Genomic DNA, 25365 nt, shown 5'->3' on the forward strand with positions numbered 1-25365 from the left:
CGCAACCACCCACACCCGGGCGGTCACTCCATACCGTCTAGGCCGCCCGACCGGGACAGCCGGCGGTCCCCCCCATCCTGACGTGCTCCGCGCCCGCCTCTCCTCGGGCGGTGCGCGGAGCGTGTCGTCCCGGCAACCGTCGCCCTGACCTGCGCACTCGCGTCCACAGCCGCAGCGGGGACCTGCGTCTCCACAGCACGCACGGGCTCGTGCGCGCGCACCCGCGGCCGCCGTCGATGCTCGAGGTCCAGACGCCCCACGCGACGAGACCGAGGTCCCCATGACGCCCCCGCCCGACCTGACCGGCACGTTCCGACGGCAGCTCGCGGGGGTGCGGATCGACCACGACGACGTCGACGGGTACCTCGGTCCTCGCGGCTGGCTGGTCACCTCGGGTGTGACCGATGTCGTCGCACCGTTCGTCACCCACCTCCCGGCCGACGACGGCGACGTGGCACGGTTCGCCGGCCTCGACGCCTGCGCGGCCCAGGCCCTCCTCGAGATCCTCGGCCCCGAGCAGCTCGAGGACAGGCAGAACGACGCACCGAGCCTCGGCGTGCTGCTGCGGACCACCGTCGCCCACCCGGACGCGGTCGAGCTGCACGGCTACCTCGTCGGACCGGTGCGCACCGACGAGCGCCTCACCGCCGAAGGCTGCCTGGTCTATGGGGCACCGGACCTGGACATCACACCCCGGCACGATCCGGGCTGCCAGTGCGACCGCCTGTGGGCGCTCGTGCAGCGTGACCTGGGGATCACCGATGCGGCATGCCTTCCGCACGAGGTCACCCGACAGCTCAACCCGTGGCGGCCGAACGAGCCGTGCTGGTCGCTGTGGTGGGACTGAGCACGCGGTACGTCTCTTTCGTGGGTCCTGGTCTGGTCTGGTCTGGTCTGACCATCTAGACTGGGAGGCATGGGCATGACCGTGAACATCTACGAGGCGAAGACCCAGCTCTCCAAGCTCGTCGCCCGGGCTGAGGCAGGCGAGGAGATCACCCTGACCCGCCATGGTCGGCCCGTCGCACGCATCGCCCCGCTCCCGGACCGGGGCGGGCGCCGCGAGCCGGGCGCCTGGCGCGGCAAGGTCGTCATCGGGGAGGACTTCGAAGCCTTCACCCCGGACGACGCCGAGGCCTGGTTCGGTCGATGAGGATCCTCGCCGACACCCACGTGCTGCTCTGGTGGCTCGCCGACGACCCGGCGCTGCCCGCGCACCAGCGGGACGCCCTGGCCGATGAGCACAACGACGTCTTCTTCTCGGCGGTGAGCATCAGCGAGATCGCGATCAAGGCATCGCTCGGCAAGCTCGAGGCACCGGCGGACCCGACCGCCGCGCTGCTGTCCGGCGGCTTCGAGGCGCTGCCCCTGACGGCGGCGCACGCCGAGCGGCTCCGCGACCTGCCCGGGCACCACAAGGACCCGTTCGACCGGATGCTCGTCGCCCAGGCCCAGTGCGAGGGCCTGGTGGTCGCGACCCTCGACAGCCAGATCGGCGCCTACGCCGTCGACGTGCTCTGAGGTCGGCGGCACAGCCCGCCGCCCGCCCTCGGCGACCGAGGAGGGACGGCGCGGACGCCGTCGGGCAGACGCCGACGCGATCGCCGATCTTGACGTCCGTCACGCCCTCACCGGGCGCGGTGACCACGCCGGCGATCTCGTGGCCGATGGTGATCGGGCGGTTCGGGATCAGCGCGAGCCAGCCGGGGTCCGCCATCGCGCCGACGTCGGCGCGCGTCCCTCTCACTCTCACCCGAGCCGATCGACGGGGGCGGGACGTTGGTCCCCGCCCGGAGGGGATGTCGCGGGCCTTTGGCGCAGATCGCACGCACGGCCCGTCGGACGCATCTCTCGTCGGACGCACCGCCCGGCGATCAGCAGAGAGCGCCGGTCAGTGCAGGGAGATGGCCGAGGCGCGTCGGACCAGGTCGCACATCTCGCGCGAGTCCATCACCGCGACCTCCTTCTCGGCGAGCTGCCAGGCGGTCGCATCCTCGATGTGACCGTCGGCGCGCTCCACGAGGAACTCCGCCGGGTGCTGGGGGCGCGCGACGAGCGGCGTGAGGTGCCAGGTCACCGGGTACCCCCGCAGGGGGTGCATCCCGTGGAGCACCGCGGACGCACCGCGGACCTGGGTGGGTGCCGATGTCCTGGTCATGGCCGACCTCGCTGACCTGCTGATGGCCGGCGCCGTCTGCGCCGCTCTCCTGCTCCATCGGCAGATGCGGCCCTGCGATGATCCCCGCCCCGGGTGATTCCGTCACGACGGCCGTGCAGGCGCTCCGATGTCCAGGCCGGCTACCGCTCGCGTCTGTCGAGGACCCGGGCGATCACCGCGTCGAGGCCAGGCGGCTCCACCCCGAGCTCGGCGACGACCGCCGCCCGAACGGCACGGCGCAGGTCGTCGGGTGCGGCCGAGGTCGCGACGGACGGCGCCGACCGACTGGCGGACGACCGTCCCGCCGACGGGCCCGGCGCGCCGCCAGACGGCTCACGCTCGATCACGACCCCGAGGTCCCGTGCTCGCTGCGCCGCCTCGTGGGTGATGACGTCACGGCCGTGCAACCGGACCGGCTGCCCGGCGGCCGCCGCGTCCTCGACCTCGTGCCGGGTGACGAACCGGCGCCGCGGATGCCTGCTGTCCTGCTCAGTCCCGGCCATCGATACCCTCCAGCGCTGCCACTGCCGCGTCCCGCGCGGCAAGGATGCTCGACTCGGTCCCCGCCATCCACAGCCGACCGAACACACCGACCGAGGTGACGTGCATGAGGTTGACGTCAGCCGCCTTCTCGGCCTCGTTCGCGGCGAGGTTGATGTAGGCCGCGGGTGTGCACTCCAGGACGAGCATCGTCTGGCCGGCCACCAGCATCATGCCCCGGGTGAACCGGTTGAGGAGCTGCGACTGGTAGGGACTCACGTTGGTGATGACCTGCATCGACGCGATCTGCGGCTTCTTGCGGGCGCTCGGGTCGAGACCGAGCTCACGCAGCACCGCGTCCCCGGCCTGGAGCACCTCGGCCTGGGACTCGTTGTGGAGCTCGAACATCCCGAACTGCCGTTCGACGATCTGGGCGCCCGGGCGCGCCATCGTCGCCTTCACCGCGACGTCCACCACCCGGAACACGTGGTTGCCGGGCGCCATCTCGACGTAGAGGGCGGCCATGCCCTCGATCGGGAGGTCACCCTGGGTGACGGACCCGACGAAGGAGGCGTACTGCGGCTGCATCCGGTCGAGGTAGCAGTAGGCGCGGAGCTCGAAGTCATCGGCCACGGCGGCACTTCTCCTTGGTCATCTGGGCACCATGCCCAGCTCTGTGGATCCGTACGAGGGTGCATGGACTGCGCCGTTGCGGGCGATACCGAGCGGCGTCACGAACAGCGGCGCGACGGGCACGACCGTGTCGATCCCCGAGGCCTCGGTCACGACCTCGGCGAAGCCGGGGAAGGACGCCGTCCCGCCGACCAGGTAGGCCATCGGCGTCGGCCATCCACGCGTCGCTGTCGTCAGGATGCTGGCGACCTTCTCCATCACCGGCCGGATCAGCGGGAACAGCCGGGACTGCTGCTGCGGGTCCTTCTTCAGGGCCTCGGCCTCGTCGAAGGAGATCCCGAGGGCGCCGGCGATGACGAGGGTCAGGTGGGTGCCCCCGGTCGGCTCGTCAGCCGTGTGCACCACGACACCGTCCTGGACCACCGCGACGCCGGTGGTGCCACCGCCGACGTCGACGACGATGCCGTCCCGCAGCCGGAGCACCGCATTCGCGGCTGTCGGCTCGTCCACCAGCCCGGTGCACTCCATCTCGGCTGCCTCGATGACGTGCTGGACGGCGCGCACCTCGCTGCGCGCCACGCCTGGTGGGTACGCGCCGTGCGCGGCCAGGATCGGCACCCCGAGCCGGAGCTCGGCCTTCCGCTTCAGTCGACGGACGAGGTCGATCGCGCCGACGAAGTCGGTCACCACACCGTCGCGGACGACGTCGGCGAACTCGTAGACCGCCGCGAGCGGTCGGTCGTCGGCATCGAGTGCGATCAGCACGGTGTATGCGGTACCGAGGTCGACGCCGACCTTGATCCCGGTGGGCCGCTCGGCCAGGGGTTCGGGCACCATCACCGCCTCGAGCGCCGCCATCGTCGCGGCGAGGTCGCCGATCATGCCCCACCGGCCCAGTCGGCGGGATAGGTCACGTAGAGGAAGCGTGCCCACGACGGTGTCCCGAACGTGATCGACGAGCCCTTCGGAACCGCGATCACGTCACCGGGTCGGCCGACCACCGCGCGCTCGCCGCAGGTGATGTGCAGCTCACCCTCGATGACGTACTCGACCTCGTCGTAGTCGAGGGTCCACGGGAACGAGCCCTGGCGCAGGCTCATCACACCGGCGGCCATCGGCATGCCGTGCGCACCCGTGACGACGTCGGCGAGTCGCACGTCCATCTCCGGACGGTGCAGATCGACCGGGAACGGCGCCAGCTCCATGGCGTTCACCCCGGGGACGTGACGCAGCCGGGGTGGTGTCTCCTGGCGCGCAGCGTCCAGGGAGTCGGTGGCGGCGGATCGCACGACGACCCGGACTCCCCTCTCCCCGGCCAGGTCCCGGGCCAACGGGGTGACCAGGTCCTCGGGCGCGACGACGAGCTCCGTCGCGCCCGAGGCGGCGAGACGGAGCACGTCGGCGGCGGTGTGCGCCCGGCGACCCACGGCAGGTCCTCAGCAGTCCGTCGTGCTCAGACGGCGGTGGGCTTGGTCCCGGGGTTGTCGGACGGCAGGATGAACTCGACGTCTCCGGCCGGCCTGGGGATCACGTGCACGCTGACGAGGTCACCGACCCGCTGCGCCGCAGCCGCGCCGGCGTCGGTGGCGGCCTTCACCGCGCCGACGTCACCGCGCACCATGACGGTCACGTAGCCACCGCCGATCACTTCCTTGCCGATCAGCGTGACGTTCGCTGCCTTCACCATCGCGTCGGCCGCCTCGATCGCGCCGACCAGGCCACGCGTCTCGACCATGCCGAGTGCGATCATCTGGGGATTTGTCACGGGACTGTCCTCTCACTGTGCTGCTGCCGTTGGGATCGTGGTGCCGTCGGGTGTGCACCTGCCTGATGGTGGCCGGCCGGAGGGTGACCACCGGAGTGCCGGGCCGGTCGGCCCGGCGGCGGGCGGCTTGCGGGGGGTCTGCTCACGGGCCACCTCCCAGCTCTTCGAGCACCCGACGCACGATCCGCTCGACGCGGTCCTGCGGCTGTGCGGGCGCCGGGGCGCCCCGGTCCGCGATGCGTCCGGTGCCGTCCCGCCGCGGGGCGCCCCGCACGTCGGGCGCGTGGTCGAAGGCCGCCGCCGGAGGCTCGTGCAGGGCGTACGCGAGGCGCTTGATGTTGAGCAGGTGCGTGACGGTGATGTTGTCACTGACCACCGCACCGCCGATCCCGCCGGGCGCCAGCGTCATGGCCGGCACGAGGCCGGTCGTCGCCCCGATCGCCCCCAGCGTCCCCCAGGTGTTGACCAGGATCCGGAACGCGGGCTTCTCCAGACCGAAGGTCTCGATGACGGTGGTGTCGGTCGCGTGGATCACCAGGGAGTGCCCGTCGCCGCCGAATCGGAGCAGCTCGATCGAGCGGTCACAGCCCGCGCGCCAGCCCTTCTCGACGTACCAGCCGAGCACGGTCGTGAGCTTTTCCGCGCTCAGTGGCTCCTCGCGCCCCACAGCGCTCAGCTCGGCCACCAGGATGCGTGCCCAGGCGGGCACCTCGATCCCGGCCAGCTGCGCGAGGGCCTGCGGCGTCTTGCCCACCGCCCGCGGGTTCATCGCCCCGCCGGGAGCAAAGACCGTCCGCTCGAGAGCGGCCTTCTGCGCCGGGTTCACCCAGTAGGCGCCCAGACGCTCCATCTCCGCCCGCAGGGTGCCGGCGATCGGCTCGTCGGCGACCACCGACTGCTCCGTCGCGCAGATCGTCGAGCAGTCGAAAGCCTTGCTGTTGACGATCGCCTCGGCCGCGGCGAGCACGTCGGCGGACCGGTCGACGTACACCGGCACGTTGCCCGGACCGACCCCGAACGCCGGCTTGCCGCTGCTGTGCGCGGCTCGGACCATCGGGGTCCCACCGGTCGCCAGGATCACCGACGTCGCGTAGTGCTTCATGAGCTCCTGGGAGCCCTGCAGGCTCACCTGCTGCATGCAGGCGACCAGGCCCTTGGGCATCCCCGCACGCTCGCCGGCCTCGATCATCACCTTGACGGCCTCGTACGTGCTGCGCTTGGCGGCCGGGTGCGGGGCGATGATGCAGCCGTTGCGCGCCTTCACCGAGATCAGGACCTTGTAGACGGCCGTCGAGCTGGGGTTCGTGGACGGGCACAGGCCGACGACGACGCCCACCGGGGCGCCGATCTCGACGATCCCCGCCGCCGGGTCACGCCGCAGGATCCCGACGGTCGGGACGTCCTTGATCGACTCCCACACGGCCCTGGACGCGAACTCCACCTTGATGCGCTTGTGCGCAGGTACGCCGTACCCGGTCTCCTCGACGGCCATCGCGCCGAGCCGGGCGGCCTCGCGGTAGACGGCGTCGGCCATCGCGGCGCAGACGCGGTCGACCTCCTGCTGGGTCGCGGTGGCGAACTCGCGCTGGGCGGTACGGCAGGTCACCGCGAGGCGACGTGCCTCCTGCACGGATCGCAGGTCGTCGTCGAGCTCCTCCATCGCTCACGCCTCCAACGGGTGGGCGGCGATCTCGAGGACACCGGCGCGGAAGGCGTTGCACGCGGCGACGACGGCGCTCTGGTCGCCGGTCAGGAAGCCACCGGAGAAGTTGGTCTCGGACGGCGGCTCGAACCACACCACCATCTCGACCTCGGCCATCTTCAGGGCAAGGTCCAGGGCGTACGTCGCCTCGAGCGGCGGGGCGATGAGGTACGCCATCGGGGTGCCCACCCCGATGCCTGCCTCCTTGCTCAGGTACGTGCCGGTGCGGGAGATCGGGTGCGCGAAGAACGCGAGGTCGCCCGCGTCGTCGGCCGCCTCGAACCAGGCCTTCTCCTGGGCGTACCCGACGCAGGCCGCCAGGCCCGAGCGGGCCTCGGCCGGGTTCGGCGCGGCCAGGATGCCGATGATCTCCCCGGACAGCGGGCCGGAGGCGTGCGCGGAGCCGGCGTAGAAGCTCTTCGCGTAGACGACCTCGACCTCGGCCATCTTGGTGGCCTCGTCGAGGGAGACGTAGAGGCAGTCGTCGATGTCGCAGGTGACCAGGGCCAGGCTCCGCTGGTCGTCACGCAGGCCCAGCCGCGCGGCGAAGCCGCGGTCCACGTTCGGGATCACCCGCGTCGCGAGGATCGTCGGCTTGATCGGGTCGAGTACGGCCATCATCGGCTCCCGCTCTGCTTCAACCGCAGCTCGACCCCACTGGCCTGATGCTGCATCACGTTCTTGACGTGCTCGACGACGAAGGCGCCGGCCTCGAGCGGGTTGGTGCCCCCGTTCTCGGTGATCATGCAGATGACGTCGCGGTCCGCATCCGTCTTGCCCGCGGTCGGGCGCCAGCCGGAGTACACGCTCATCGCGTCGGCCACGCCCAGGCCCGGCCGCTCGCCGATGAGCAGGACGACCATGTCCGCCCGGATGATGTCGTTGATGTCGTTCATCACGCCGACGCGGCAGTACCGCACGAAGAACGGCGTGCCGACCGTGAGACCCGCCCCGCGCAGGCCCTGCTCGATCACGGGGTAGATCTGCGGCAGGTTGTTCGCGACCGCGGCGGCGGAGAGGCCGTCCCCGACCACGACCTGCACCTGCGGCTTCTTGACGCACTTCTGCTCGACCAGGGCCTTGGCCTCGGCCGAGAGCAGCCGACCGAGATCAGGTCGAAGCAGGAACTCGTCCTGTCCGGTCACCTGGGTCTGCACGGTGAACAGCCCGAACTGGTCGAGCAGCGCCGTCGGCACATCACCGAAGATGGCGTCCTGGGTCACCGCGTGGTCGGCGCTGAAGAGCAGGACGGTACCCGTCCGCGGGCGTGGGCCCGCGCGACCGACCGCAAGTCGCGCCCCGGTCGAGGCCGCGAGGTTGGCCAGTCCGGTGGGGTTGGCGGGGTTCTGCACACCGATCTGGCGGCGCCGGTCAGGGACCGTCGGGTCGCTCACCTCGATGCGCAGCTCGCCGGGCTGCGACGCCGCGGGTCCGGTGGAGCTCGCCGCGGAGGGCCGCGGTGCCGCGGGAGCCCGCTCCACCGCAGTCGGCGCCGTCGGGGCAGTCGGGGCGGTCGGGGCAGTCGGGGTCTGGGCGAGCTCGGCCAGCACCGCCTCGACGATGCTTCGGACCTCGGTCGCGGACACGACGCTCATCGGTCCCCCTATCGGCTCAGGAAGAAGGATGCGTCGCCGGCCTTGTCGGTCAGCCGACCGTTGCGGAGCAGGCCGAGGTCTTCCATCCAGGCCTCGAACTCCGGGAGCGGACGCAGCCCGAGCAGCTGCCGCAGGCTCGGCGCGTCGTGGTAGCTCGAGCTCTGGTAGCTGAGCATCGAGTCGTCCCCCATCGGGATCCCCATGATGTAGTTCACGCCGGCCGCGCCGAGCAGCACGGCCAGGTTCTCGAGCTCGTTCTGCGTGGACCGCGCGTGGTTGGTGTAGCAGACGTCGGCACCCATGGAGATGCCGGTGAGCTTGCCCATGAAGTGGTCCTCGAGGCCCGCGCGCGTGATCTGCGTCGAGTCGTAGAGGTACTCGGGCCCGATGAAGCCGACGACGGTGTTCAGCTGGAACGGGTCGTACCGCTTGGCGAGCCCGTAGCAGCGCGCCTCCATCACGACCTGGTCGGCGCCGTGGTGCGCGTCCGCAGACAGCTCGGCACCCTGACCGGTCTCGAAGTACATGTAGTTGGGACCGGTCGCGACCGAGTAGCGCTTCGCCAGCGCGTAGGCCTCGTCGAGCATCCCGACGTCGATGCCGAAGGACTCGTTTCCCTTCTGCGACCCGGCGAGGCTCTGGAACACCAGGCCGACGGGGGCACCCTTGCGCATCGCCTCCATCTGGGTCGAGACGTGCGCGAGGAGGCAGTTCTGGGTGGGGATCTCCCAGCGGGTGATCACCTCGTGGGTCATCTCGAGCAGGCGGACCACGCTGCCGAGCGAGTCGTCGGACGGGTTGATCCCGATGACGCTGTCCCCCGAGCCGAAGCTCAGGCCCTCGTAGATCGCCGCGCGGATCCCCTCGACCGAGTCGGTCTGGTTGTTGGGCTGGCAGCGCGAGCCGATCGTCCCCGGCAGCCCGATCGTGTTGTTCGCGTGCTTGACGATCTTGATCTTGCTCGCCGCGAGCATGAGGTCCATGTTCGACATGAGCTTGGTGACCGCTGCGACCATCTCCGAGGTCAGGCCGTTGCTCAGCCGCTTGATCATGTCGCCGGTCGTGGAGTCTGCGAGCAGCCACTCGCGCAGCTCACCGACCTGCATGCCCTTGATCTCGCCGTACACGGCCTCGTTGACCGCGTCGTCGATGACCCGGGTCACCTCGTCCTCGTCGTACGGGACGGCCGGGTTGGCGCGCAGGGTCTCCATGGTGACCTCGGCGAGCACGAACCGGGCGGCCACGCGCTCCGCCGAGCTCTCGGCGGCGACGCCGGCGAGGTGGTCACCGGACTTGTCCTCGTTCGCCTTGGCCAGGAGCTCCTTGATGTCGCGGAACTCGTAGCGGTGGCCGAACAGGGTTGCGGCTAGCTGCATCGGCGAGCGCCCCCTCGGGTGACGGTGGTCTCAGTCATAGAACACCAGCGTCTTGATGGACAGGGGCACCGCACGTCCGTCGAGGATTGGCATCCCGATGTCGATGAAGTCGCCCTCACCCAGGCCGACCTGGTCGATGGCGATGAGCGGCAGCCCGGGCCGGCTGGCCTGGAGCGTCTGGCCGAGGACCTGCGCGTAGTCCTGCTGCAGGACGAGCACGAGCGGACGGTCGCCGGGCGTGGCGTCGTGGTACTCGGCGATCTCGGCCACGATGGACTGCAGCGAGGTGTAGCCGAGCTCGGCGGGCAGGTCGACGACGATCGCCGCCTGGGCGTCCGCGTCGAGGTCCCACCGGGCCGCCGCCTCTGTGACGGCCTCCGCGAACGACGGGCCGCCACCGCGACCCGGCATGGCCGGCCTCAGGACCGGGATGTTGCGCAGCGGCAGGAGCGAGGAGTCCACCCAGATCGTCGAGCCGCTCAGCGTCACGGTCTGGCCGGCCGCGCCGAGCACCGTGGCGCGCAGGGTCTCCGGTGGCTCGCGCACCGTCAGGGCGGCCAGCCGGGGGTTCCGGTGCAGGGCGTCTGCCAGCAACGGGCCGACGTCGCCGTATCGGGCGACATCCGCCGTCGTGCCGGCATCGGGCCGCTCGTAGTAGCAGGCACCGATGCCGCCGGTGAGGAACACCGACGTCGAGGCTTGCGCGTCGACGAGCGGAGGAGTCAGCTGGATCCCGGGCCCGACGGTGACCGCAACGCCCGTCACCAGGTCGACGACCATGTCCGCCATCGCGTCGCAGAAGCGGCGCAGGTCCTCCAGGCTCGCCCGGCTGCCGACCTGGAAGCCGAGCCGCAGCGAGTCGGCGATGGCGCGGCCGGGTGGCGCCACGCGCAGCACGGTGCCTGCGGCGTCGATCTCGAGCTGTCGCCCACCGACCGCGATGGCTGACGAGCCCAGATGACGACCCATCCGGAAGATCGCGGCGTTGGACGTGCCACCACCGATGTCGACGCTCGTGACCTGCTCGTAGTGGTCCGCCGACCAGCGCGCCGCGCCCGATCCGCGACCCGCGATCTGCGCCTCGGCGTTCGGCCCGGCGATCGTCACGACGAAGTCCCCGGCGTCGCTGGACAGGGCCTGCAGGATCGCCTCGGCGTTCTTCGTCCGGGCCGTCTCGCCGGTGACGATCACCGCGCCGGTCTCGATCGAGCCGGGGGAGACGCCGGCGCGGGCGTACTCGCCGCTGACCAGCTCGGCCAGAGCTCGGGCGTCCACCTCGTCCGGCCCGGTCAGGGGCGTGAGGTGCACCTCGCCGCGGTGCACGACGGACTTCTCGTCGACCTGGATCCGCGGTACCTGGCCCGGCCTCGCGACGTCGTGCAGCACCAGGCGTGAGAAGACGACCTGGGTGGTGGTGGTCCCGACGTCGATCCCGACGCTCAGAACCTCCCGCTGCGGACCGGGCATCGAGGCCGTCAGCTCTTGCGGAACGTGACGGTGCCGTCGACCTCGAGGGAGTCGAGGATACCCACGATGATCGCGTCGACCGGCTGGTCGGTGGTGGTCGACGTCTCGCGCGCACCGCTGCCCTCGGCGAGCAGGACGAGCTCGCCCGAGCCGGCACCGACCACATCGACCGCCACGAACGCCGGGCCGGTCACCTCGTTCCTCTCGTCCGCCTCCCGGACGACGAGGAGCTTGTGGCCGACGAGGCTGGGGGCCTTGACCGTCGCGACTGCGGATCCGATGACCCTGGCGATGCGCATTGCTTCCTCCGTGGTGCCGGCGCCCGGACTACCCGGACGCCGGCCTCGGTGCAACAGGTGCTGGCCGACGTGCGCCGGGCCGGTGTGCGCCGGCCCGACGTCAGCCGGCTCAGTGGAGCTCGGACTCCGCAGACTCGATGAGCGCGAACTCCTCCTCCGGCGCCGTCGCCACGATGTGGTGCCGGCTGAACAGGCCGAAGTAGGCGATCGCGACGGCGTACACCGCGGCGGTGATGACGACCACCCTGGTGTCCACCAGGAAGCCGGCGACCAGGGCGACGAGCGCCAGCACCAACGCGATGCTCGTCGTGACGATGCCGCCGGGGGTCCGGTAGGGCCGAACCAGGTCCGGCTCCTTGATCCGCAGGATGATGTGCGACGCGGTCATCATCACGTACGAGATCGTCGCGCCGAAGACGGCCACGAGGATGAGCAGGTCGCCCTGGTTGAGGACGGCCATGATGAAGCCGATGATCCCGGGGACGACCAGCGCGAGGGTCGGCGTCTTGCGCGTCCCGGTCACGGACAGGATCCGCGGCAGGTAGCCGGCCCTGGAGAGGGCGAAGGTCTGGCGGGAGTACGCGTAGATGATCGAGAAGAAGCTCGCGATCAGCCCGAGCAGACCCACCACGTTGATGAAGCTGCTGACGAAGTTCTGCCCGTCGTAGGCGTGCGGCGACTCCAGCGCCTCGACCAGCGGGTTCCCGGACTCGGAGAGCTCGAGGGCACCCGCGGCGGCCGGCGCGACCAGCAGGATGAGCGCGGCGAAGACGATCAGGGCGAGCATCGCGCCGATGATGCCGCGCGGCATGTCCTTGGCCGGGTCCTTCGACTCCTCCGCGGCGAGCGGGACGCCCTCGACCGCGAGGAAGAACCAGATCGCATACGGCAGGGCGGCCCAGATGCCGATCACGCCGAAGGGCAGGAACGCGCTCGCCCCCATGGCTGATTCGTCCACCGGGATGTTCGTCAGGTTCGACGCGTCGAACTGCGGGATGGCTGCGATGACGAAGACCACGAGCGCCACGACGGCGACCGCGGTGATCGCGAACATCAGCTTGAGGGCCTCGCCGACGCCCCAGAGGTGCAGGCCGACGAAGACAGCGTAGAAGAAGAGGAAGACGACCCAACCGTCCAAGCCGATCAGCGAGTCGACGTAGGCACCGATGAAGTTGGCGATCGCCGCGGGTGCGATGGCGTACTCGATGAGGATTGCTGTGCCGGTCAGGAAGCCACCCCACGGCCCCATGGCGCGGCGGGCGAACGCATAGCCACCACCGGTCGTGGAGATCGTGGACGACAGCTCGGCCAGGCCGAACACCATGAAGAGATACATGACGGCCATGAGCACCGTGGCGATCAGAAGTCCGCCCCAGCCGCCCTGGGCGAGTCCGAAGTTCCAGCCGGCAAAGTCGCCGGAGATGACATATGCGACGCCGAGCCCGGCGAGCAGGAGCCAGCCTGCGACGCCTTTCTCCAGCTGACGCTTCTCGAAGTATTCGGCGCCTTCGTCCTGCGACTCGACGCCGCCGGAAAGGTGGTGCCGCTTGGAGTTTGCCATCGTGAGCTCCTCATCGGCGGCGCTCGGGGCGCCGTCCTCGTTTCCCACACGCCTGCCGGTCAGCCCCTTGTCGCCGGACGCTAGTCCTGCGGAACTCGTCCCCGCAAGGAGTTCGCGCACTCGTTCTGGTGAACGTGAACATTCGGTTCCTGGTGAACGTGAGCATTCCGTCGGCGGCGGGACGATCGGGACCACCTGACGCCTAGACCATGACGTCCCGGCGGTCGAAGCGCAGCAGCCCGGCCACCGCGGGGACCAGCGCGAGCGCGAGGAGCAGACCGAGCCCCGGCCAGTCGACGCCGTTGATCAACGGCTCCGTCCCGACGTCCCAGTGGTACGGCGAGACGGCCTCCATCCAGTCCGCCTCGACGAGCGGGCCGATGTAGCCGAAGAGGTACGCGAGCACGGCGACGGCCGACGCGGTGCCCAGCGCGAACCCCCGTCGACCGGTCACGGCGCCGACGGCGAGGGCCAGCGTGCCCAGCGCGCCACCGAACAGCAGCAGCCCGGCTCCGGCGGCCACGAGGTTGCCCGCCACGAGCCCCAGGTCCATCGTGACCGACAGCAGCAGGAGGATCGCCGTGACGGCCAGCACGAGCACCAGGACCGTGACCCACAGGGCGGCGAGGCGCTCGAGGTACACCCGACGGCGTGACACCGGTGCGCTGAGCTCGAGCTCGAGGAGCCCGTCCTCCTCGTTGCCGGCGACCAGACGGGCGCCGAGCCCGATCGAGCAGACGAGCACGAGGACGGCCCCCAACAGCGAGTACACCGTCGCCGAGATGTAGCCGGCGGCGGTCGACATCGACTCGAAGCCCATCGCCGTGACGAGCTCGGGCGGCATCGACTCCATCATCGCCTCGAACTTCACCTGGCCGATCGCCGGGTAGAACGCGCTGTACATCGCCGAGACCGCGGCGATCGCCACGGCCCACAGCGCCAGCGACCGACGTTGGGTCCGCAGGACCCCGGTCAGGACGGTCCCGATCCGAGCGGTCATCGCACGTTCTCCTTCGAGGTGCCGGTCCCGTCGGGGGCCGGGTCGACGACGCCGTCCGGCGCCGTGCGGTAGAAGTCCATGAAGAGGTCCTCGAGCTCGCGGTCCTTGGCGTGCCACCGGATCACGTGGTGGCGCGACGCGGCGACCAGCAGCGCCATCGGCTCACCGCGCAGCAGGCAGGTGAGCGTCACCGTGTCCTGCGGGTCGACGACGGCGTCGTGGACGCCTGGCAGGTCGGCGAACTCGGCCACGTCGACCGGCGCGGCGAAGCGCAGCAGCACCTGCTGGCCGGCCCGCCTGCGCAAAGCCCGGACGTCGTCGACGTCGACCATCACGCCCGCGCGGATGATCGCGACGCGGCGGGCGACCTCCTCGACCTCCTGCAGCACGTGGCTCGACAGGAACACCGTCGCGCCGCGCGCCTGGGCCTCCTGGGCGAGCAGCCGGAACTCGCGCTGCAGCAGCGGGTCGAGACCGCTGGTCGGCTCGTCGAGGACGAGCAGCTCAGGGTCGTGCATGAACGCCTGCACGAGCCCGACCTTCTGCTTGTTGCCCTTGGACAGGGCACGCAGCGGTCGGGACAGGTCGAGGGAGAAGCGTTCGGCGAGCTCGCCGATCCGCGCCGCTCCCTTCCCGCCGCGGAGCGCGGCCAGGTGGCCGAGGTACTCACCGGCGTTCACGCGGGCCGGCAGCGCGAGCTCGCCCGGCAGGTAGCCGATCCGGGCGCGGAGCGCCGGACCGCCCGCCGATGGCGACCGGCCGAACACCTCGACGGTGCCCGCCGTCGGGCGCAGCAGGTCGAGCAGCAGGCGGATGGTGGTCGACTTGCCGGCGCCGTTGGGGCCGAGGAAGCCGAACACCTCACCTGCCTCGACCTCGAGGTCGAGACCGTGCAGCGCACGGACCTTCCCGTAGTCCTTGACCAGTCCGCTGGTGCGGATGACTGGTGTCATGTCACTTCTCCTCGGTCGGAGGTTCGGGTGGGACGAACACGTCGGCGAGCCGGGCGGCCAGCTCCCGGGAGAGCAGGCCGGGGCCCATCAGCTCGAGGGTCGCTGCGGCGTACTCGCCGAACGCGGCGGGGTTCTCCTCCGGCTCGGTCATCGAGACGCCCAGCAACCGCTCGAGCTGGGTATGGAGCGCGAGCGCGCCGAGCGACCAGAAGGTCAGCAGGACCGCCCGGGTCCTCGGCGTGGCACTGGGGGTGATCAGGCCGTTCGCGGCGAGCCCGGCCATGTACCGCTCGGAGTCGGCGACCAGCTGGTCGACGAGGGCGTCGGCCGTCGGCGAGGGTTCGACGAGGGTCCGGGCGAGGTAGGCCAGGATCGGCAGACCGCCGCGGGATCGACGCAGAGCCGCGAGCGGGTCCAGGTCGAGGCCAGCACCCACGACCTCCTCCTGCTGTGCACGGAGCATCGCGGCGACGTGGTCGTCGCAGGCGGCCCGCAAGCCGGTCTTCGACCCGAAGTAGTGCGCAACATGGCTCGGGGCGACGCCGGCGTCACCCGCGACAGCACGCAGACTGGTCGCCGCGATGCCGTCCCGGGCGAACCGGGTGATCGCGACGTCGCGGATCCGCGCCTTGGTCGTCCGGTCGTCGGCCACACCCTCGGCCGCCCCGCTCGTTGAACGCACGGCCTAATACTTGAACAGTCGTTCAAGGGCTGTCAAGCGCCTCGGTCCGAGCCGGGCACGGCCGGTCACGCCGCCGGGCCGGTCACCGACAGGCGACAGCCTCTGATCCCCCTCGTCCCGAGGAGCCGCAACGATAGGGTTCGACAGACCGGCCAGACCAGCAGGACACGACAGGGGACGGATCGACGCGGACATGCTCACCTTCATGATCATTGGTGGTATCGGTCTGGTCGTCCTGCTCGTCGCGCTCCCGCTCGGTGACCTTTTCGACCTGGGCGACGGCGTGCTCTCCGGCACCTCGCTCGGGGCAGGCGCGGTCGTCTTCGGCGCCATCGGCGCGATCGTCACGGCCAACGGCCTGCCCACGGCATGGGCCTACGTCGCATCCGCCGTCGTCGGCGCCCTGGCCGTCTGGGGCGTCCAGAAGGCGGTCGCCCGGCTGCGCGCGACCGAGGACGGCCAACCACACAGCCTGGTCGGCGTGACCGGCCTGGTGACGGGGACGATCACGCCGTCCGGCAGCGGTGAGGTCAGCCTCGACGACGTGACCGAGCTCGAGCGCCGGCTCGCCTGGGCCGATGTCGAGATCCCCACCGGGACCCGCATCGTCGTCGTCGCCCAGACCGGCAGCAGCGTCAAGGTCGAGCCGCACCGGCCCGTGGCCTGACCGGCACCTGAACGGCCCGGCACCTGAACGACCCGCAGGACCACCGCTGACACCCACCGGCCCGACCCCGCTCGATCAACGCCTGAGAGGTTCTTCGTGAACAACCCGCTCGAGCTCACATCCGAGACCATCACCGTCATCGCCGTCGCGGCGCTGGTGCTGGCCCTGGTCGCGATCACCGCGTTCATCGCCAAGCGGATCCGGCGCGTGCCGCCGAACGAGGCCCTGATCATCGTCGGCCGCGGTGCCGGCCGGGCCACCGTGGGGGAGACCGGCCAGCGGGTCGTCGTCGGCGGCCGCGTCTTCGTCTGGCCCGTGCTCCAGCAGGGCTTCCCGATCTCCCTCGAGCAGCGCCAGATCGGCATCACGGTCGAGGGCGTCGACAAGAACCGCATCAAGATCGCCATCAAGGCGTCCATCAACTTCAAGGTGCGCGGCGACGAGGAGGGCGTGCGGCGGGCCGCCCAGCGCTTCCTGTCCCAGCAGGGCACCCTGACCGAGATCATCAAGGAGTCCCTCGAGGGCTCGCTGCGCTCCATCGTCGGCGACATGACGATCGAGCAGATCATCTCCGACCGCAAGGGCCTGTCGGACCGGGTCGTCGACTCGACCAAGACGGACCTGTCCGAGCAGGGCCTGCAGGTCGACCTGCTCAACATCTCCGACATCTCGACGCCCGGCTCGGACTACCTGGGCAACCTGGGCCGCGCCGAGAACGCCCGCGCACGCCAGGTCGCCGAGGTCTCCGAGGCCGAGGCCCAGCGGGTCTCCGAGTTCGCCGTGATCGAAGCCGCCGAGCAGATCGCCGAGCGTCAGAAGGCGCTCGACCTCAAGAAGGCCGCCATCAAGGCGCAGACCGACCGGGCGAACGCCGAGGCCGACGCCGCCGGACAGCTCGCACGCGCCGAGCAGGACCAGATCGTCGCCGCCCAGCAGCGGATGGCCCTGGCCGAGCAGGCCCGGGTGACCGAGGAGCAGCTCGACATCGACGTCCGCAAGCCGGCCGAGGCCGCCGCGTACGCCGCCGTCCAGCAGGCCAACGCCGAGCGCGACGCGACCAACGCCGCGACCGAGGCCGAGGCGTACAAGCGCACGACGATCGCCGGCGCGAACAAGACCGCTGCGCTGCAGGACGCCGAGGCGGCAGCCGAGTCCGTCCGCCGCGCCGGTGAGGCCGAGCGTGACCGTCAGGTCGCCCTGGCCGCCGGTATCCGGGCTCAGGGTGAGGCCCGGGCCGCCGCGACCGAGGCCGAGGGACGCGCCGAGGCCGTCGCCACCGACGCCAAGGCCGAGGCGCTCAAGAAGTACGGCCAGGCGGCCATCGCGCAGGAGGTCATCTCGCGCCTGCCGGAGATCGTCCGGGCAGCGGCCGAGCCGATCGGCTCGATCGGGCACATGACAGTCATCTCCACCGACGGCGCCTCGGCGATCACCAAGACCGTCGCCTCCGTGCTGGGCGAGGGTCAGGAGATCGTCAAGCAGCTGACCGGCCTCGACCTGGCGGCGCTGATCTCGAGCGTCGCCGGCACCGAGACGTCATCGGGCGCGGCTACCGGCACCACCTCGGCAGCCAAGGCGCCCAGGACGCCCAAGGCACCCGCCGCGTCGCCGGCGCCCACCGACTGACGCACCACTCGCACCACTCACACCGTGAAGGCTGCCGGCCACCTGCGCCGGCAGCCTTCACGGTCGGGGGAGCCGAGACGGGACAGGCGGGAGGCTCGTCGTCGGGCCAGAGCGCGTCGGACCGCCCGGCCCGGCCGCGCCCGACGTGCCGGTCCGGAGCGCGACGATGGCAAACGCGATGCTGGGGATCCCGAGCGGGACCAGCCACGTGATGAGCCTCAGGATCAGCCACGTGATGGGGCTCAGGACCAGCGCCAGGTCGCCGGACGGCCCGCCGACGGGCACGAACCGGCCCAGCTGCACGACGACGAAGAAGCCGACGATCGCGCCGGTCACCGCGACGGCGAAGGCCAGGCCGCGCCGACCGCTCGGCACGAGCCGACGGGCCGCCACCGCGAGCCCGACGAGCCACACGACGACGGCCACGGCGACACCCACCACAGCGGCGATCACCACGTACCAGGCATCAGGACCGGACTCCTCACCAGGCCTCGGCGCCCACGCCCATCCGAGCAGGAAGCCGACACCCACCCCGCAGGCCACGGCGAGCACGACCACCGCCAGCGGCCAGAGGACCAGGGGCACGACCCCGCGTCGCCCGTTCATGGCACCCCTCCGGCTCACGATGATCAGCTGGCCGCACTGTAGGGCACGGCGGACCGACCGACCAGCCACATCACGAGGCCGGCCAGGGCGGTCAGCGCCCCGGAGAGGAACAGGCTCGGACGCGCCCCGACGAGCCCGACGAGACCGGCACCGGCGGCCAGGCCCACGAGGTTGCCGGTCTGCGTGACCGCTGTGACGGCCGAGAACACGCGACCCCGCTCGGCGTCGGCGGTCCGCGAGCGGATCAACGCGTTCATCGCGACGCGTTGGACCGCGCCGGCCGCGCCACCGATGACCCAGCCGATCCCGACGGCCACCAGCGAGACGACCGACGCGGCCGCCGCCAGACCGATGCCCATGACGACGCACGAGGCGGCCAGCGCCGGGAACAGCCTGCGGTCGGTGAGCACCCGCCCGGCGATCCACGCACTGAGGATGCCGGCAGCCGGCCAGAACGCCGTGACGATGCCGTAGGCACCTGGCCCGGCCCCGATGTCGTCCAGGATGAAGAAGACCTCGGCCACGTTGACGATCACGGTCGCGAGCACGGCGGCGCCCGTGCCGACCACGCCGACCAGCAGCACACGATCCTGCCGCAGCCGGGTGAACCCGAGCCAGACCGAGCCAGGGGAGATGTCGTCGTGCCCGCGCGGCGTGCGCTGCGCCCGGAGCGCCAGGACGGCGACGGCCAGGACGGTGAAGGTCGCAGCGTCGACCAGCAGGGCCGTGCGCACCGACGTGGCCTCGACCAGCAGCCCGGCAGCCGCGAAGCCGATCAGGAAGCCGACGCTCGTGATCGAGGAGTACCAGCCGTAGGCGCGGGTCGCGCCGGCCTCGCCGGTCACGTGCGGCAGCAGCGCCGCGATGGTCGGACCGGCGACCGTGGCGCCGGCACCCATGACCGCGAGCGCACCGAGCAGCACGAACCCAGCCCCGGGACGGAGCCCGACGAGCGCCGCGACAGCGACGGCGAGCGCCTGGACGACGAGCGTGGCCAGCAGCAGCTCACGGTTCCGGACCCGGTCGACGAGCCGACCGGCCCACGGCGCGAGCAGGACCATCGGCACGAGCTCGGCGGCCATCGCGGCGGCGACCCAGCCGGCGCCCGCAGGTTCCACGTGGATCGCCACGGCGAGCAAGGTGAGCGAGGTGCCCACCGTGGAGACCGCGGCACCGCCGAGCAGCAGCAAGAGGTCGCGACGGGCCGCACCGAGGCCAGGTGCAGGAGGTCGCGCGGTGCGCAGGAGCGGGGCGGTGGGACGGGACACGGTTCAGCAGCATCGCACAGGCGCGACCTCCTGCACCTGGCCGCGGTCCGGCACGTCAGCGGTGGCCTCTAGCCTCGGAGCATGTTCCTCCTGCCGGACGACACAGTGGTCTACTCGGCCAGCGACCTCGCCAACGCCGCGGGCTGCGAGTTCGCCGTGCTCCGCACCCTGGACGCGAAGCTCGGCCGCATCCCACCGATCGAGCTGACGGCGGACGCGATGCTCGAGCGCGCGGCCCGGCTCGGCGACGAGCACGAGCAGCGCTGGCTCGCCCGGTACCGCGAGCGGTACGGGCAGTGGGACCGCGCATCGGGCACCGGGGTCGTGGAGATCGACCGGCCCGCACGCGGCCTGCACAGCGACCGGGCAACCCTGCAGGCCAAGCACGCCGAGACGATCGAGGCGCTGCGCACCGGGGCCGACGTCGTGTTCCAGGCCGGCTTCTTCGACGGCCGCTTCGGCGGCTGGGCCGACTTCATCGTCCGGCAGCGGCCCGACGGCGCGGCCGGGCCGGTCTACGCGGTCCACGACACCAAGCTCGCGCGCCGGGCCAAGGTCACCGCGCTGCTTCAGCTCGCCGCCTACGCCGACCAGCTGATGGCCGCGGGGATCGCGACCGCGCCCGAGGTGCACCTGATCCTCGGCGACGACACCACCACGACGCACAGCCTGGTCGACCTGCTGCCGGTCTACCGCGAGCGGCGCGACCGGCTGCAGACCATCCTGGACGAGCGGGTCGCGGCCGGGACGGCGCTGGAGTGGGGGACACCCGGGTACACCGCCTGCCTGCGGTGCGAGATCTGCGCCCCGGAGATCGCGGCCCGGCGCGACGTGCTGCTGGTCGCGGGCCTGCGGGCGACGCAGCGCGCCCGCCTCGACGCGGTCGGCGTGCACACCGTCGAGGAGCTGGCGGCAGGGACGGGCGACGTCCCGGGGATCGCCGGGCCGGTGCTGGCCAGGCTGCGTGCGCAGGCCCGGCTGCAGGTCGCCCAGGGCATCGCCGACGCGGCGATGCCGGCGGACCCGGCACCCCGCGCGCAGGTCCCGGTCTTCGACCTCTTCGCACCCGAGGTCATCGGCCACCTGCCCGCACCGGATGCGGGCGACATCTTCTTCGACTTCGAGGGCGACCCCCTGTGGACCGGCCCGGACGGCGACGGCGACGGCGACGCCCCCGACTGGGGGCTGGAGTACCTCTTCGGTGTCATCGAGGCGCCGGTCGCGTCCGGAGCCGAGCCGGCGTTCCGGCCGTTCTGGGCGCACGACCGCCCCGAGGAGAAGCGCGCCCTGCTCGACTTCCTCGGCTACGTCGAGGCCCGGCGCGCACGGTTCCCCGGGATGCACGTCTACCACTACGCGGCGTACGAGAAGACGGCGCTGCTCCGGCTCGCCGGCCGGTACGGCGTGGGCGAGGAGTCCGTCGACCAGCTGTTGCGCGAGGGCGTCCTCGTCGACCTCTACGCGACAGTCCGCGCGAGCCTGCGCACCGGGCAGAGCTCGTACTCGCTCAAGTCGGTCGAGAAGCTCTACATGGACGCTGCCCGGGCCGGTGACGTCATCACCGCGGGCGACTCGATCGTCGAGTACGCCGAGGCGTGTGCCGTCCGGGCGTCGGACCCGGCCGAGTGGGAGCGCCGGCTGCAGCAGATCGCGCAGTACAACGCGTACGACTGCCTCTCGACGCTCGGGCTGCGCGACTGGCTCGTCGCACGCGCGGCCGAGCTGGGGGTGCGCCCTGGAACGGCAGCGCCGGCGCCCGACGACGGCTCGCCCGGCGTGCTTCCCGGGTCCGAGCCGCCGGCCGACGGCCCCGACGGCCCCGCCGCCGCCGCACCGCAGCACGACGCCCTGGCCGCCGAGCTGCTCGCCTTCGCCGACGCGGCCGAGTGAGCCCCGAGGTGAGCCCCGTCGTGACCAGGTCCGCCGACCAGCAGGCCGCCGCGATGCTCGCCGCAGCACTCGGCTACCACTGGCGCGAGGCGAAGCCCTTCTGGTGGGCGCACTACGACCGCCTGACCAGCGACCCGGGCCAGTGGACCGAGAAGCGCAGCACGTTCCTGGTCGAGGACGCCGAGGTCGTCGAGGACTGGTACGTCCCGGCCGGCAAGCGGTCGGCCCGACGACGCCTGCGCCTGGTCGGGCGGCTCGAGCCCGGCTCCGAGCTCACCGCCGGGACCGCGGTCTGCGCGCTGTACGACGAGCCCTGGCCGGAGTGCGCCAGGACCACGCACGACGGGCGGCGCGGCTGGACCGACCAGGTCACTGTCGTCAGCTCCGCACGGGAGGGCATCGACGAGGGGAGCCGAGACGTGCTGGTCGTCGAGGACACCCTCGGCGGTCGGCACGACCGCTACGACCACCTGCCGATGGCCCTCGTGCCGGGCTACCCGCCGCAGACCAAGGGCATCGCCGCGGCGATCCGGACCGTCGCGACGCAGGTGGTCGCGACCCTGCCGGACCTGCCCGACCAGCCGGCCGTCGACGTGCTCCGCCGACGTCCACCGCGCACGCGCAGCGGGGCGCCGCTGCCCGACGTCGGGCCCGGGTCCACGGGGTACATCGACGCCATCACCGCGGCGGTGCTCGACCTCGACGGGTCGTACCTCGCGGTGCAGGGTCCGCCGGGCACCGGCAAGACGTACACCGGCGCCCGGGTGATCGCCGGGCTGGTCGCCCGCGGCTGGCGGATCGGGGTCGTGGCGCAGTCCCATGCTGTCGTCGAGAACATGTTCACCGCCCTCGCGAGCGCCGGGGTGGACGCCGAGCTGATCGGCAAGAAGGTCAACGGTGCCGCGCGCGCTGCGCCGTGGCAGTGGTTCGACAAGGACCGCCAGTTCGGCGAGTTCTACACCCGTGCGACCGGTGGCTACGTCGTCGGTGGCACCGCGTGGGACTTCACCAACGCCAAGCGCCTGCCGGCCGAGCCGCTCGACCTGCTCGTGGTCGACGAGGCCGGCCAGTACTCGCTCGCCGACACGGTCGCGGTCTCGACAGCGGCCCGCAACCTGCTGCTGCTCGGCGACCCGCAGCAGCTTCCGCAGGTCAGCCAGGGGCGACACCCCGAGCCCGTGGACCGCTCGGCCCTGGGCTGGCTCTCCGACGGGCACGACACCCTGCCGTCCGAGCTCGGCTACTTCCTCGCGTACACGTGGCGGATGCACCCGGACCTGTGCGGGGCCGTGTCCCGGCTGGCCTACGACGGTCGGCTCACGGCGGTGCCCGCGACGGCCGAGCGCTCCCTGGCGGGCGTCGAGCCGGGCGTCCGGTGCGTGACGGTCGACCACCGCTGGAACGCCGTCGCCTCGCTCGAGGAGGCAGCCGAGGTCGTCGCCCAGGTCCGTGCCGTCATCGGGCGTCGGTGGCGGGACCCGGCCCGGCACCGACCGGCGGACGCCGTCGACCGGCCGCTCGAGCCGCACGACGTCGTCGTGGTGGCCGCGTACAACGCCCAGGTCTGGACCGTCCGCCGCGCCCTGGACGGCGCCGGGCTGGCGGGCGTGCGGGTCGGGACCGTCGACAAGTTCCAGGGCCAGGAGGCTGTCGTGGTCATCGTCACGACGGCGGCGTCCTCGGCGCAGGACGTCCCACGGGGGATGGAGTTCCTGCTCAACCGGAACCGGGTCAACGTCGCCGTCTCGCGCGGGCAGTGGTGCGCGGTGATCGTGCGCGCAACCGGGCTGACCGACTACCTGCCCGGCCATCCGGCAGGTCTCGAGGAGCTCGGCGCCTTCATCGGCCTGTGCCGAGGTGATCTCGACGAGCCGGGCCACCGCTGCGGGTGACCCGACCCTGGCGAGGTAGTCGCTCAGCCCTGACCTGCTGCCGCCCGCAGCCCGTCGACCAGCGACGTGGTCGGTCGGCCGATCAGCCCCGAGAGGTCCGTGGTCCCACCGGCCAGCAGACCGTCACGGATGTTCGCGTCGAGCGCGACGACGAACTGCGCCGTCTGCTCGTCCAGCCCGGCGGCGGCGAGGACAGCCAGGTGCTCCTCCGGGGTGACCGGCCGGTAGCCGACCGACCGCCCGATGACCTCCGAGATGGCCTCGGCGAGCTCGCTGTGGTCCCATGCCGTGTCGCCGGCCAGCTCGTAGGTCGACCCGTCGTGGCCGTCCGTGCGCAGGACCACCGAGGCCGCCGCCGCGTAGTCCGCCCGGGTCGCGCTCGCCACCCGTCCGCCCGCAACGCTCGCCACGACCTCCCCGGTGGCCCTCGCCTGCTCGAGAGCGCCGACGTAGTTCTCGGTGTACCAGTTGTTGCGCAGGATCGTGAACGCGAGGCCCGAGGCGCGGATCAGCTCCTCGGTCGCCTTGTGCTCCGGGGCCAGGACCAGCGGCGACGTGTCCGCCTGGGGCGCGCTCGTGTAGACGATCCGTCGGACGCCGGCCGAGCGGGCGGCCTCGATCGCGGCGCCGTGCTGCCCGATGCGCTGCCCGACCTCGCTGCCGGAGACCAGCATCAGGGTGTCGACGCCGGCGAAGGCCTCGACCAGGGTCTCCGGCTGTCCGTAGTCGATAGCAACCACCCGCGCCCCCCGGTCGGCGAGGTCGGCGATCCGCTCGACCCGGCGCCCTGCGGCCACGACCTGGTCGGCCGGCAGGCCGCCGGCGAGCAGGTCCTCGACGATGAGGCGGCCGAGGTGGCCGGTTGCTCCGGTGACGATGACAGTCATGAGGTTCCTCCTGTGTGCACGGCGATCCGCAACCCCCACGGGCTGCACCGCCACAACCTCGGGGTTCCACCATACGTTCCCGATCGACGGTACCCACTTTCAGGTAAGGTACGCACATGAGCGTTAGTTCCCAGGTCAGGGGCCCGCTGTTCGTCATGACCGATGGCGTTCTGGCATCGGCCTGCCCCAGTCGCATCGTCCTCGACCATGTGACGAGCAAGTGGGGCGTGCTCGTTCTCGTCGCCCTGACGCAGGGCACCCTGCGCTGGGGGGAGCTGCGTCGCACCGTCGAGGGCATCAGCGAGAAGATGCTCGCGCAGACCCTGCGCACCCTCGAGCACGACGGGATCGTGCACCGCGAGGCCGCTCCGACGGTGCCGCCGCGCGTCGACTACTCCCTGACGGAGCGCGGTCGGGCCCTCACCGAGCGGCTGCTCCCGCTGATGGAGTGGATCGCGGCAAACGCCGAGGAGATCCTCGGGGACGACGGCGCCCCGACGCTCGGCGGGTGACGGCGGAAGGCGACAGTCGGCAGAGTGCGACGCTCGGCGGGGCTACGAGTCGGAGAGCAGGACCTGGCGCACGAGCATGAGCACCTCGGCCTCGCCGACGATCGCCGGCTCGCGCTTCGCCTGCATCCACACGGCCGGGTTGCGGATGTCGCCGTCGGCATGCTCGACGAGGTAGGTGTCCGGCGCGCCGTCCTCCGTGAGCGAGGTGACGTGCCACGTGACCGGGAAGCCCGTCACGGGGTCGGCGCCGTGCAGGGAGAGCAGCTTCTGCGAGGCAGCGCGTCGGCGGCCAGGGTCGGCAGCGCCGAACGTCGGTGCCGTCGTCTGCGTCATGTCCACCTCCACC

The 25365-nt window shown here is 71.7% G+C and carries 28 protein-coding genes and 1 pseudogene; 8 read left to right on the forward strand and 21 right to left on the reverse strand.

Annotated features, from left to right (window positions below):
- Window positions 1-280: 280 nt before the first annotated feature.
- The 3 genes from K415_RS22580 to K415_RS0106115 all read left to right on the forward strand — a co-directional run bounded on the left by K415_RS22580 (window position 281) and on the right by K415_RS0106115 (window position 1521).
- Complete coding sequence (locus tag K415_RS22580; RefSeq protein ID WP_024286198.1) at window positions 281-847, forward strand: hypothetical protein; 567 nt, start codon at window positions 281-283, stop codon at window positions 845-847.
- 69 nt (window positions 848-916) lie between these two features.
- Window positions 917-1153, forward strand: coding sequence for a type II toxin-antitoxin system Phd/YefM family antitoxin (locus K415_RS0106110; protein WP_024286199.1), 237 nt, complete (start codon window positions 917-919; stop codon window positions 1151-1153).
- Window positions 1150-1521, forward strand: a complete 372-nt coding sequence (locus K415_RS0106115; RefSeq protein ID WP_024286200.1) for a type II toxin-antitoxin system VapC family toxin — start codon at window positions 1150-1152, stop codon at window positions 1519-1521. Before K415_RS0106110 ends, K415_RS0106115 begins: the two co-directional genes overlap by 4 nt.
- Window positions 1522-1627: 106 nt before the next feature.
- On the opposite strand, the pseudogene K415_RS23335 reads toward K415_RS0106115, so the two are convergent.
- The 17 genes and pseudogenes from K415_RS23335 to K415_RS0106200 all read right to left on the reverse strand — a co-directional run.
- A pseudogene (locus K415_RS23335) lies at window positions 1628-1717 on the reverse strand (alcohol dehydrogenase); the annotation flags it as partial.
- A 174-nt stretch (window positions 1718-1891) separates the two neighbouring features.
- Window positions 1892-2158, reverse strand: a complete 267-nt coding sequence (locus K415_RS0106120) for a hypothetical protein (RefSeq protein ID WP_024286201.1) — start codon at window positions 2156-2158, stop codon at window positions 1892-1894.
- A gap of 140 nt (window positions 2159-2298) precedes the next feature.
- The gene (locus K415_RS0106130) at window positions 2299-2661 is read right to left on the reverse strand and encodes a hypothetical protein (RefSeq protein WP_024286202.1); all 363 of its coding nucleotides are present in this window, start codon (window positions 2659-2661) and stop codon (window positions 2299-2301) included.
- A complete protein-coding gene (locus tag K415_RS0106135; RefSeq protein ID WP_024286203.1) occupies window positions 2648-3271 on the reverse strand; it encodes a hypothetical protein in 624 nt (207 codons plus the stop codon). Before K415_RS0106135 ends, K415_RS0106130 begins: the two co-directional genes overlap by 14 nt.
- Window positions 3272-3289: 18 nt before the next feature.
- Complete coding sequence (gene eutJ / locus K415_RS0106140) at window positions 3290-4153, reverse strand: ethanolamine utilization protein EutJ (protein WP_024286204.1); 864 nt, start codon at window positions 4151-4153, stop codon at window positions 3290-3292.
- Window positions 4150-4698 carry a cupin domain-containing protein gene (locus tag K415_RS24565; protein ID WP_024286205.1) on the reverse strand — a complete coding sequence of 183 codons (549 nt, stop codon included), beginning with the start codon at window positions 4696-4698 and terminating at the stop codon, window positions 4150-4152. The genes eutJ and K415_RS24565 overlap by 4 nt, the downstream gene beginning before the upstream one ends.
- Window positions 4699-4724: 26 nt before the next feature.
- Window positions 4725-5021 (reverse strand): ethanolamine utilization microcompartment protein EutM, encoded by a 297-nt coding sequence (gene eutM / locus K415_RS0106150; protein WP_034661069.1) that lies wholly within the window; start codon window positions 5019-5021, stop codon window positions 4725-4727.
- Between the two features lie 157 nt (window positions 5022-5178).
- The gene (locus K415_RS0106155) at window positions 5179-6696 is read right to left on the reverse strand and encodes an aldehyde dehydrogenase family protein (RefSeq protein ID WP_024286207.1); all 1518 of its coding nucleotides are present in this window, start codon (window positions 6694-6696) and stop codon (window positions 5179-5181) included.
- Window positions 6697-6699: 3 nt separating this feature from the next.
- Window positions 6700-7356 carry an ethanolamine utilization microcompartment protein EutL gene (eutL, locus tag K415_RS0106160; protein ID WP_024286208.1) on the reverse strand — a complete coding sequence of 219 codons (657 nt, stop codon included), beginning with the start codon at window positions 7354-7356 and terminating at the stop codon, window positions 6700-6702.
- Window positions 7356-8333 carry an ethanolamine ammonia-lyase subunit EutC gene (gene eutC, locus K415_RS0106165; RefSeq protein ID WP_034661073.1) on the reverse strand — a complete coding sequence of 326 codons (978 nt, stop codon included), beginning with the start codon at window positions 8331-8333 and terminating at the stop codon, window positions 7356-7358. The genes eutL and eutC overlap by 1 nt, the downstream gene beginning before the upstream one ends.
- 8 nt (window positions 8334-8341) lie before the next feature.
- On the reverse strand, window positions 8342-9709 hold the full coding sequence (locus K415_RS0106170) for an ethanolamine ammonia-lyase subunit EutB (protein WP_024286210.1): 1368 nt from the start codon (window positions 9707-9709) through the stop codon (window positions 8342-8344).
- 30 nt (window positions 9710-9739) lie between these two features.
- Complete coding sequence (locus K415_RS0106175) at window positions 9740-11176, reverse strand: ethanolamine ammonia-lyase reactivating factor EutA (protein WP_024286211.1); 1437 nt, start codon at window positions 11174-11176, stop codon at window positions 9740-9742.
- A gap of 8 nt (window positions 11177-11184) precedes the next feature.
- On the reverse strand, window positions 11185-11475 hold the full coding sequence (locus K415_RS0106180; protein ID WP_024286212.1) for a EutN/CcmL family microcompartment protein: 291 nt from the start codon (window positions 11473-11475) through the stop codon (window positions 11185-11187).
- 109 nt (window positions 11476-11584) lie between these two features.
- The gene (gene eat / locus K415_RS0106185; RefSeq protein ID WP_029663254.1) at window positions 11585-13036 is read right to left on the reverse strand and encodes an ethanolamine permease; all 1452 of its coding nucleotides are present in this window, start codon (window positions 13034-13036) and stop codon (window positions 11585-11587) included.
- Between the two features lie 202 nt (window positions 13037-13238).
- Window positions 13239-14036, reverse strand: coding sequence for an ABC transporter permease subunit (locus tag K415_RS0106190; RefSeq protein WP_051480429.1), 798 nt, complete (start codon window positions 14034-14036; stop codon window positions 13239-13241).
- The gene (locus tag K415_RS0106195; protein ID WP_024286215.1) at window positions 14033-14989 is read right to left on the reverse strand and encodes an ABC transporter ATP-binding protein; all 957 of its coding nucleotides are present in this window, start codon (window positions 14987-14989) and stop codon (window positions 14033-14035) included. The genes K415_RS0106190 and K415_RS0106195 overlap by 4 nt, the downstream gene beginning before the upstream one ends.
- A gap of 1 nt (window position 14990) precedes the next feature.
- Window positions 14991-15671 carry a TetR family transcriptional regulator gene (locus K415_RS0106200; RefSeq protein WP_081784907.1) on the reverse strand — a complete coding sequence of 227 codons (681 nt, stop codon included), beginning with the start codon at window positions 15669-15671 and terminating at the stop codon, window positions 14991-14993.
- 205 nt (window positions 15672-15876) lie between these two features.
- On the opposite strand from K415_RS0106200, the gene K415_RS0106205 reads away from it, so the two are divergent.
- Together K415_RS0106205 and K415_RS0106210 are read left to right on the forward strand one after the other, a co-directional pair.
- Window positions 15877-16338 (forward strand): NfeD family protein, encoded by a 462-nt coding sequence (locus tag K415_RS0106205; protein ID WP_231494836.1) that lies wholly within the window; start codon window positions 15877-15879, stop codon window positions 16336-16338.
- Between the two features lie 96 nt (window positions 16339-16434).
- On the forward strand, window positions 16435-17964 hold the full coding sequence (locus tag K415_RS0106210; RefSeq protein WP_024286218.1) for a flotillin family protein: 1530 nt from the start codon (window positions 16435-16437) through the stop codon (window positions 17962-17964).
- A gap of 57 nt (window positions 17965-18021) precedes the next feature.
- Here the strand turns inward: K415_RS0106210 and K415_RS0106215 are convergent, their stop codons facing one another.
- Window positions 18022-18570, reverse strand: a complete 549-nt coding sequence (locus K415_RS0106215) for a hypothetical protein (RefSeq protein ID WP_024286219.1) — start codon at window positions 18568-18570, stop codon at window positions 18022-18024.
- A gap of 23 nt (window positions 18571-18593) precedes the next feature.
- Window positions 18594-19838, reverse strand: a complete 1245-nt coding sequence (locus K415_RS0106220) for an MFS transporter (RefSeq protein ID WP_024286220.1) — start codon at window positions 19836-19838, stop codon at window positions 18594-18596.
- Between the two features lie 81 nt (window positions 19839-19919).
- Between K415_RS0106220 and K415_RS24570 the strand changes: the two genes are divergently transcribed.
- Window positions 19920-21728, forward strand: coding sequence for a TM0106 family RecB-like putative nuclease (locus tag K415_RS24570; protein WP_034661077.1), 1809 nt, complete (start codon window positions 19920-19922; stop codon window positions 21726-21728).
- Between the two features lie 20 nt (window positions 21729-21748).
- Complete coding sequence (locus K415_RS24575; RefSeq protein WP_231494837.1) at window positions 21749-23620, forward strand: ATP-binding protein; 1872 nt, start codon at window positions 21749-21751, stop codon at window positions 23618-23620.
- Window positions 23621-23643: 23 nt separating this feature from the next.
- On the opposite strand, the gene K415_RS0106230 is transcribed toward K415_RS24575, so the two are convergent.
- Window positions 23644-24507 (reverse strand): SDR family oxidoreductase, encoded by an 864-nt coding sequence (locus K415_RS0106230; protein WP_024286221.1) that lies wholly within the window; start codon window positions 24505-24507, stop codon window positions 23644-23646.
- 116 nt (window positions 24508-24623) lie between these two features.
- Between K415_RS0106230 and K415_RS0106235 the strand changes: the two genes are divergently transcribed.
- Entirely contained in the window at window positions 24624-25019 is a 396-nt protein-coding gene (locus K415_RS0106235; protein ID WP_024286222.1) for a helix-turn-helix domain-containing protein, read from the forward strand.
- 42 nt (window positions 25020-25061) lie between these two features.
- On the opposite strand, the gene K415_RS0106240 is transcribed toward K415_RS0106235, so the two are convergent.
- The gene (locus K415_RS0106240; RefSeq protein WP_155859380.1) at window positions 25062-25352 is read right to left on the reverse strand and encodes a hypothetical protein; all 291 of its coding nucleotides are present in this window, start codon (window positions 25350-25352) and stop codon (window positions 25062-25064) included.
- Between the last annotated feature and the right edge of the window lie 13 nt (window positions 25353-25365).

It is taken from the genome of Cellulomonas sp. KRMCY2 (assembly GCF_000526515.1).
In the GTDB taxonomy this organism is placed as follows: domain Bacteria; phylum Actinomycetota; class Actinomycetes; order Actinomycetales; family Cellulomonadaceae; genus Actinotalea.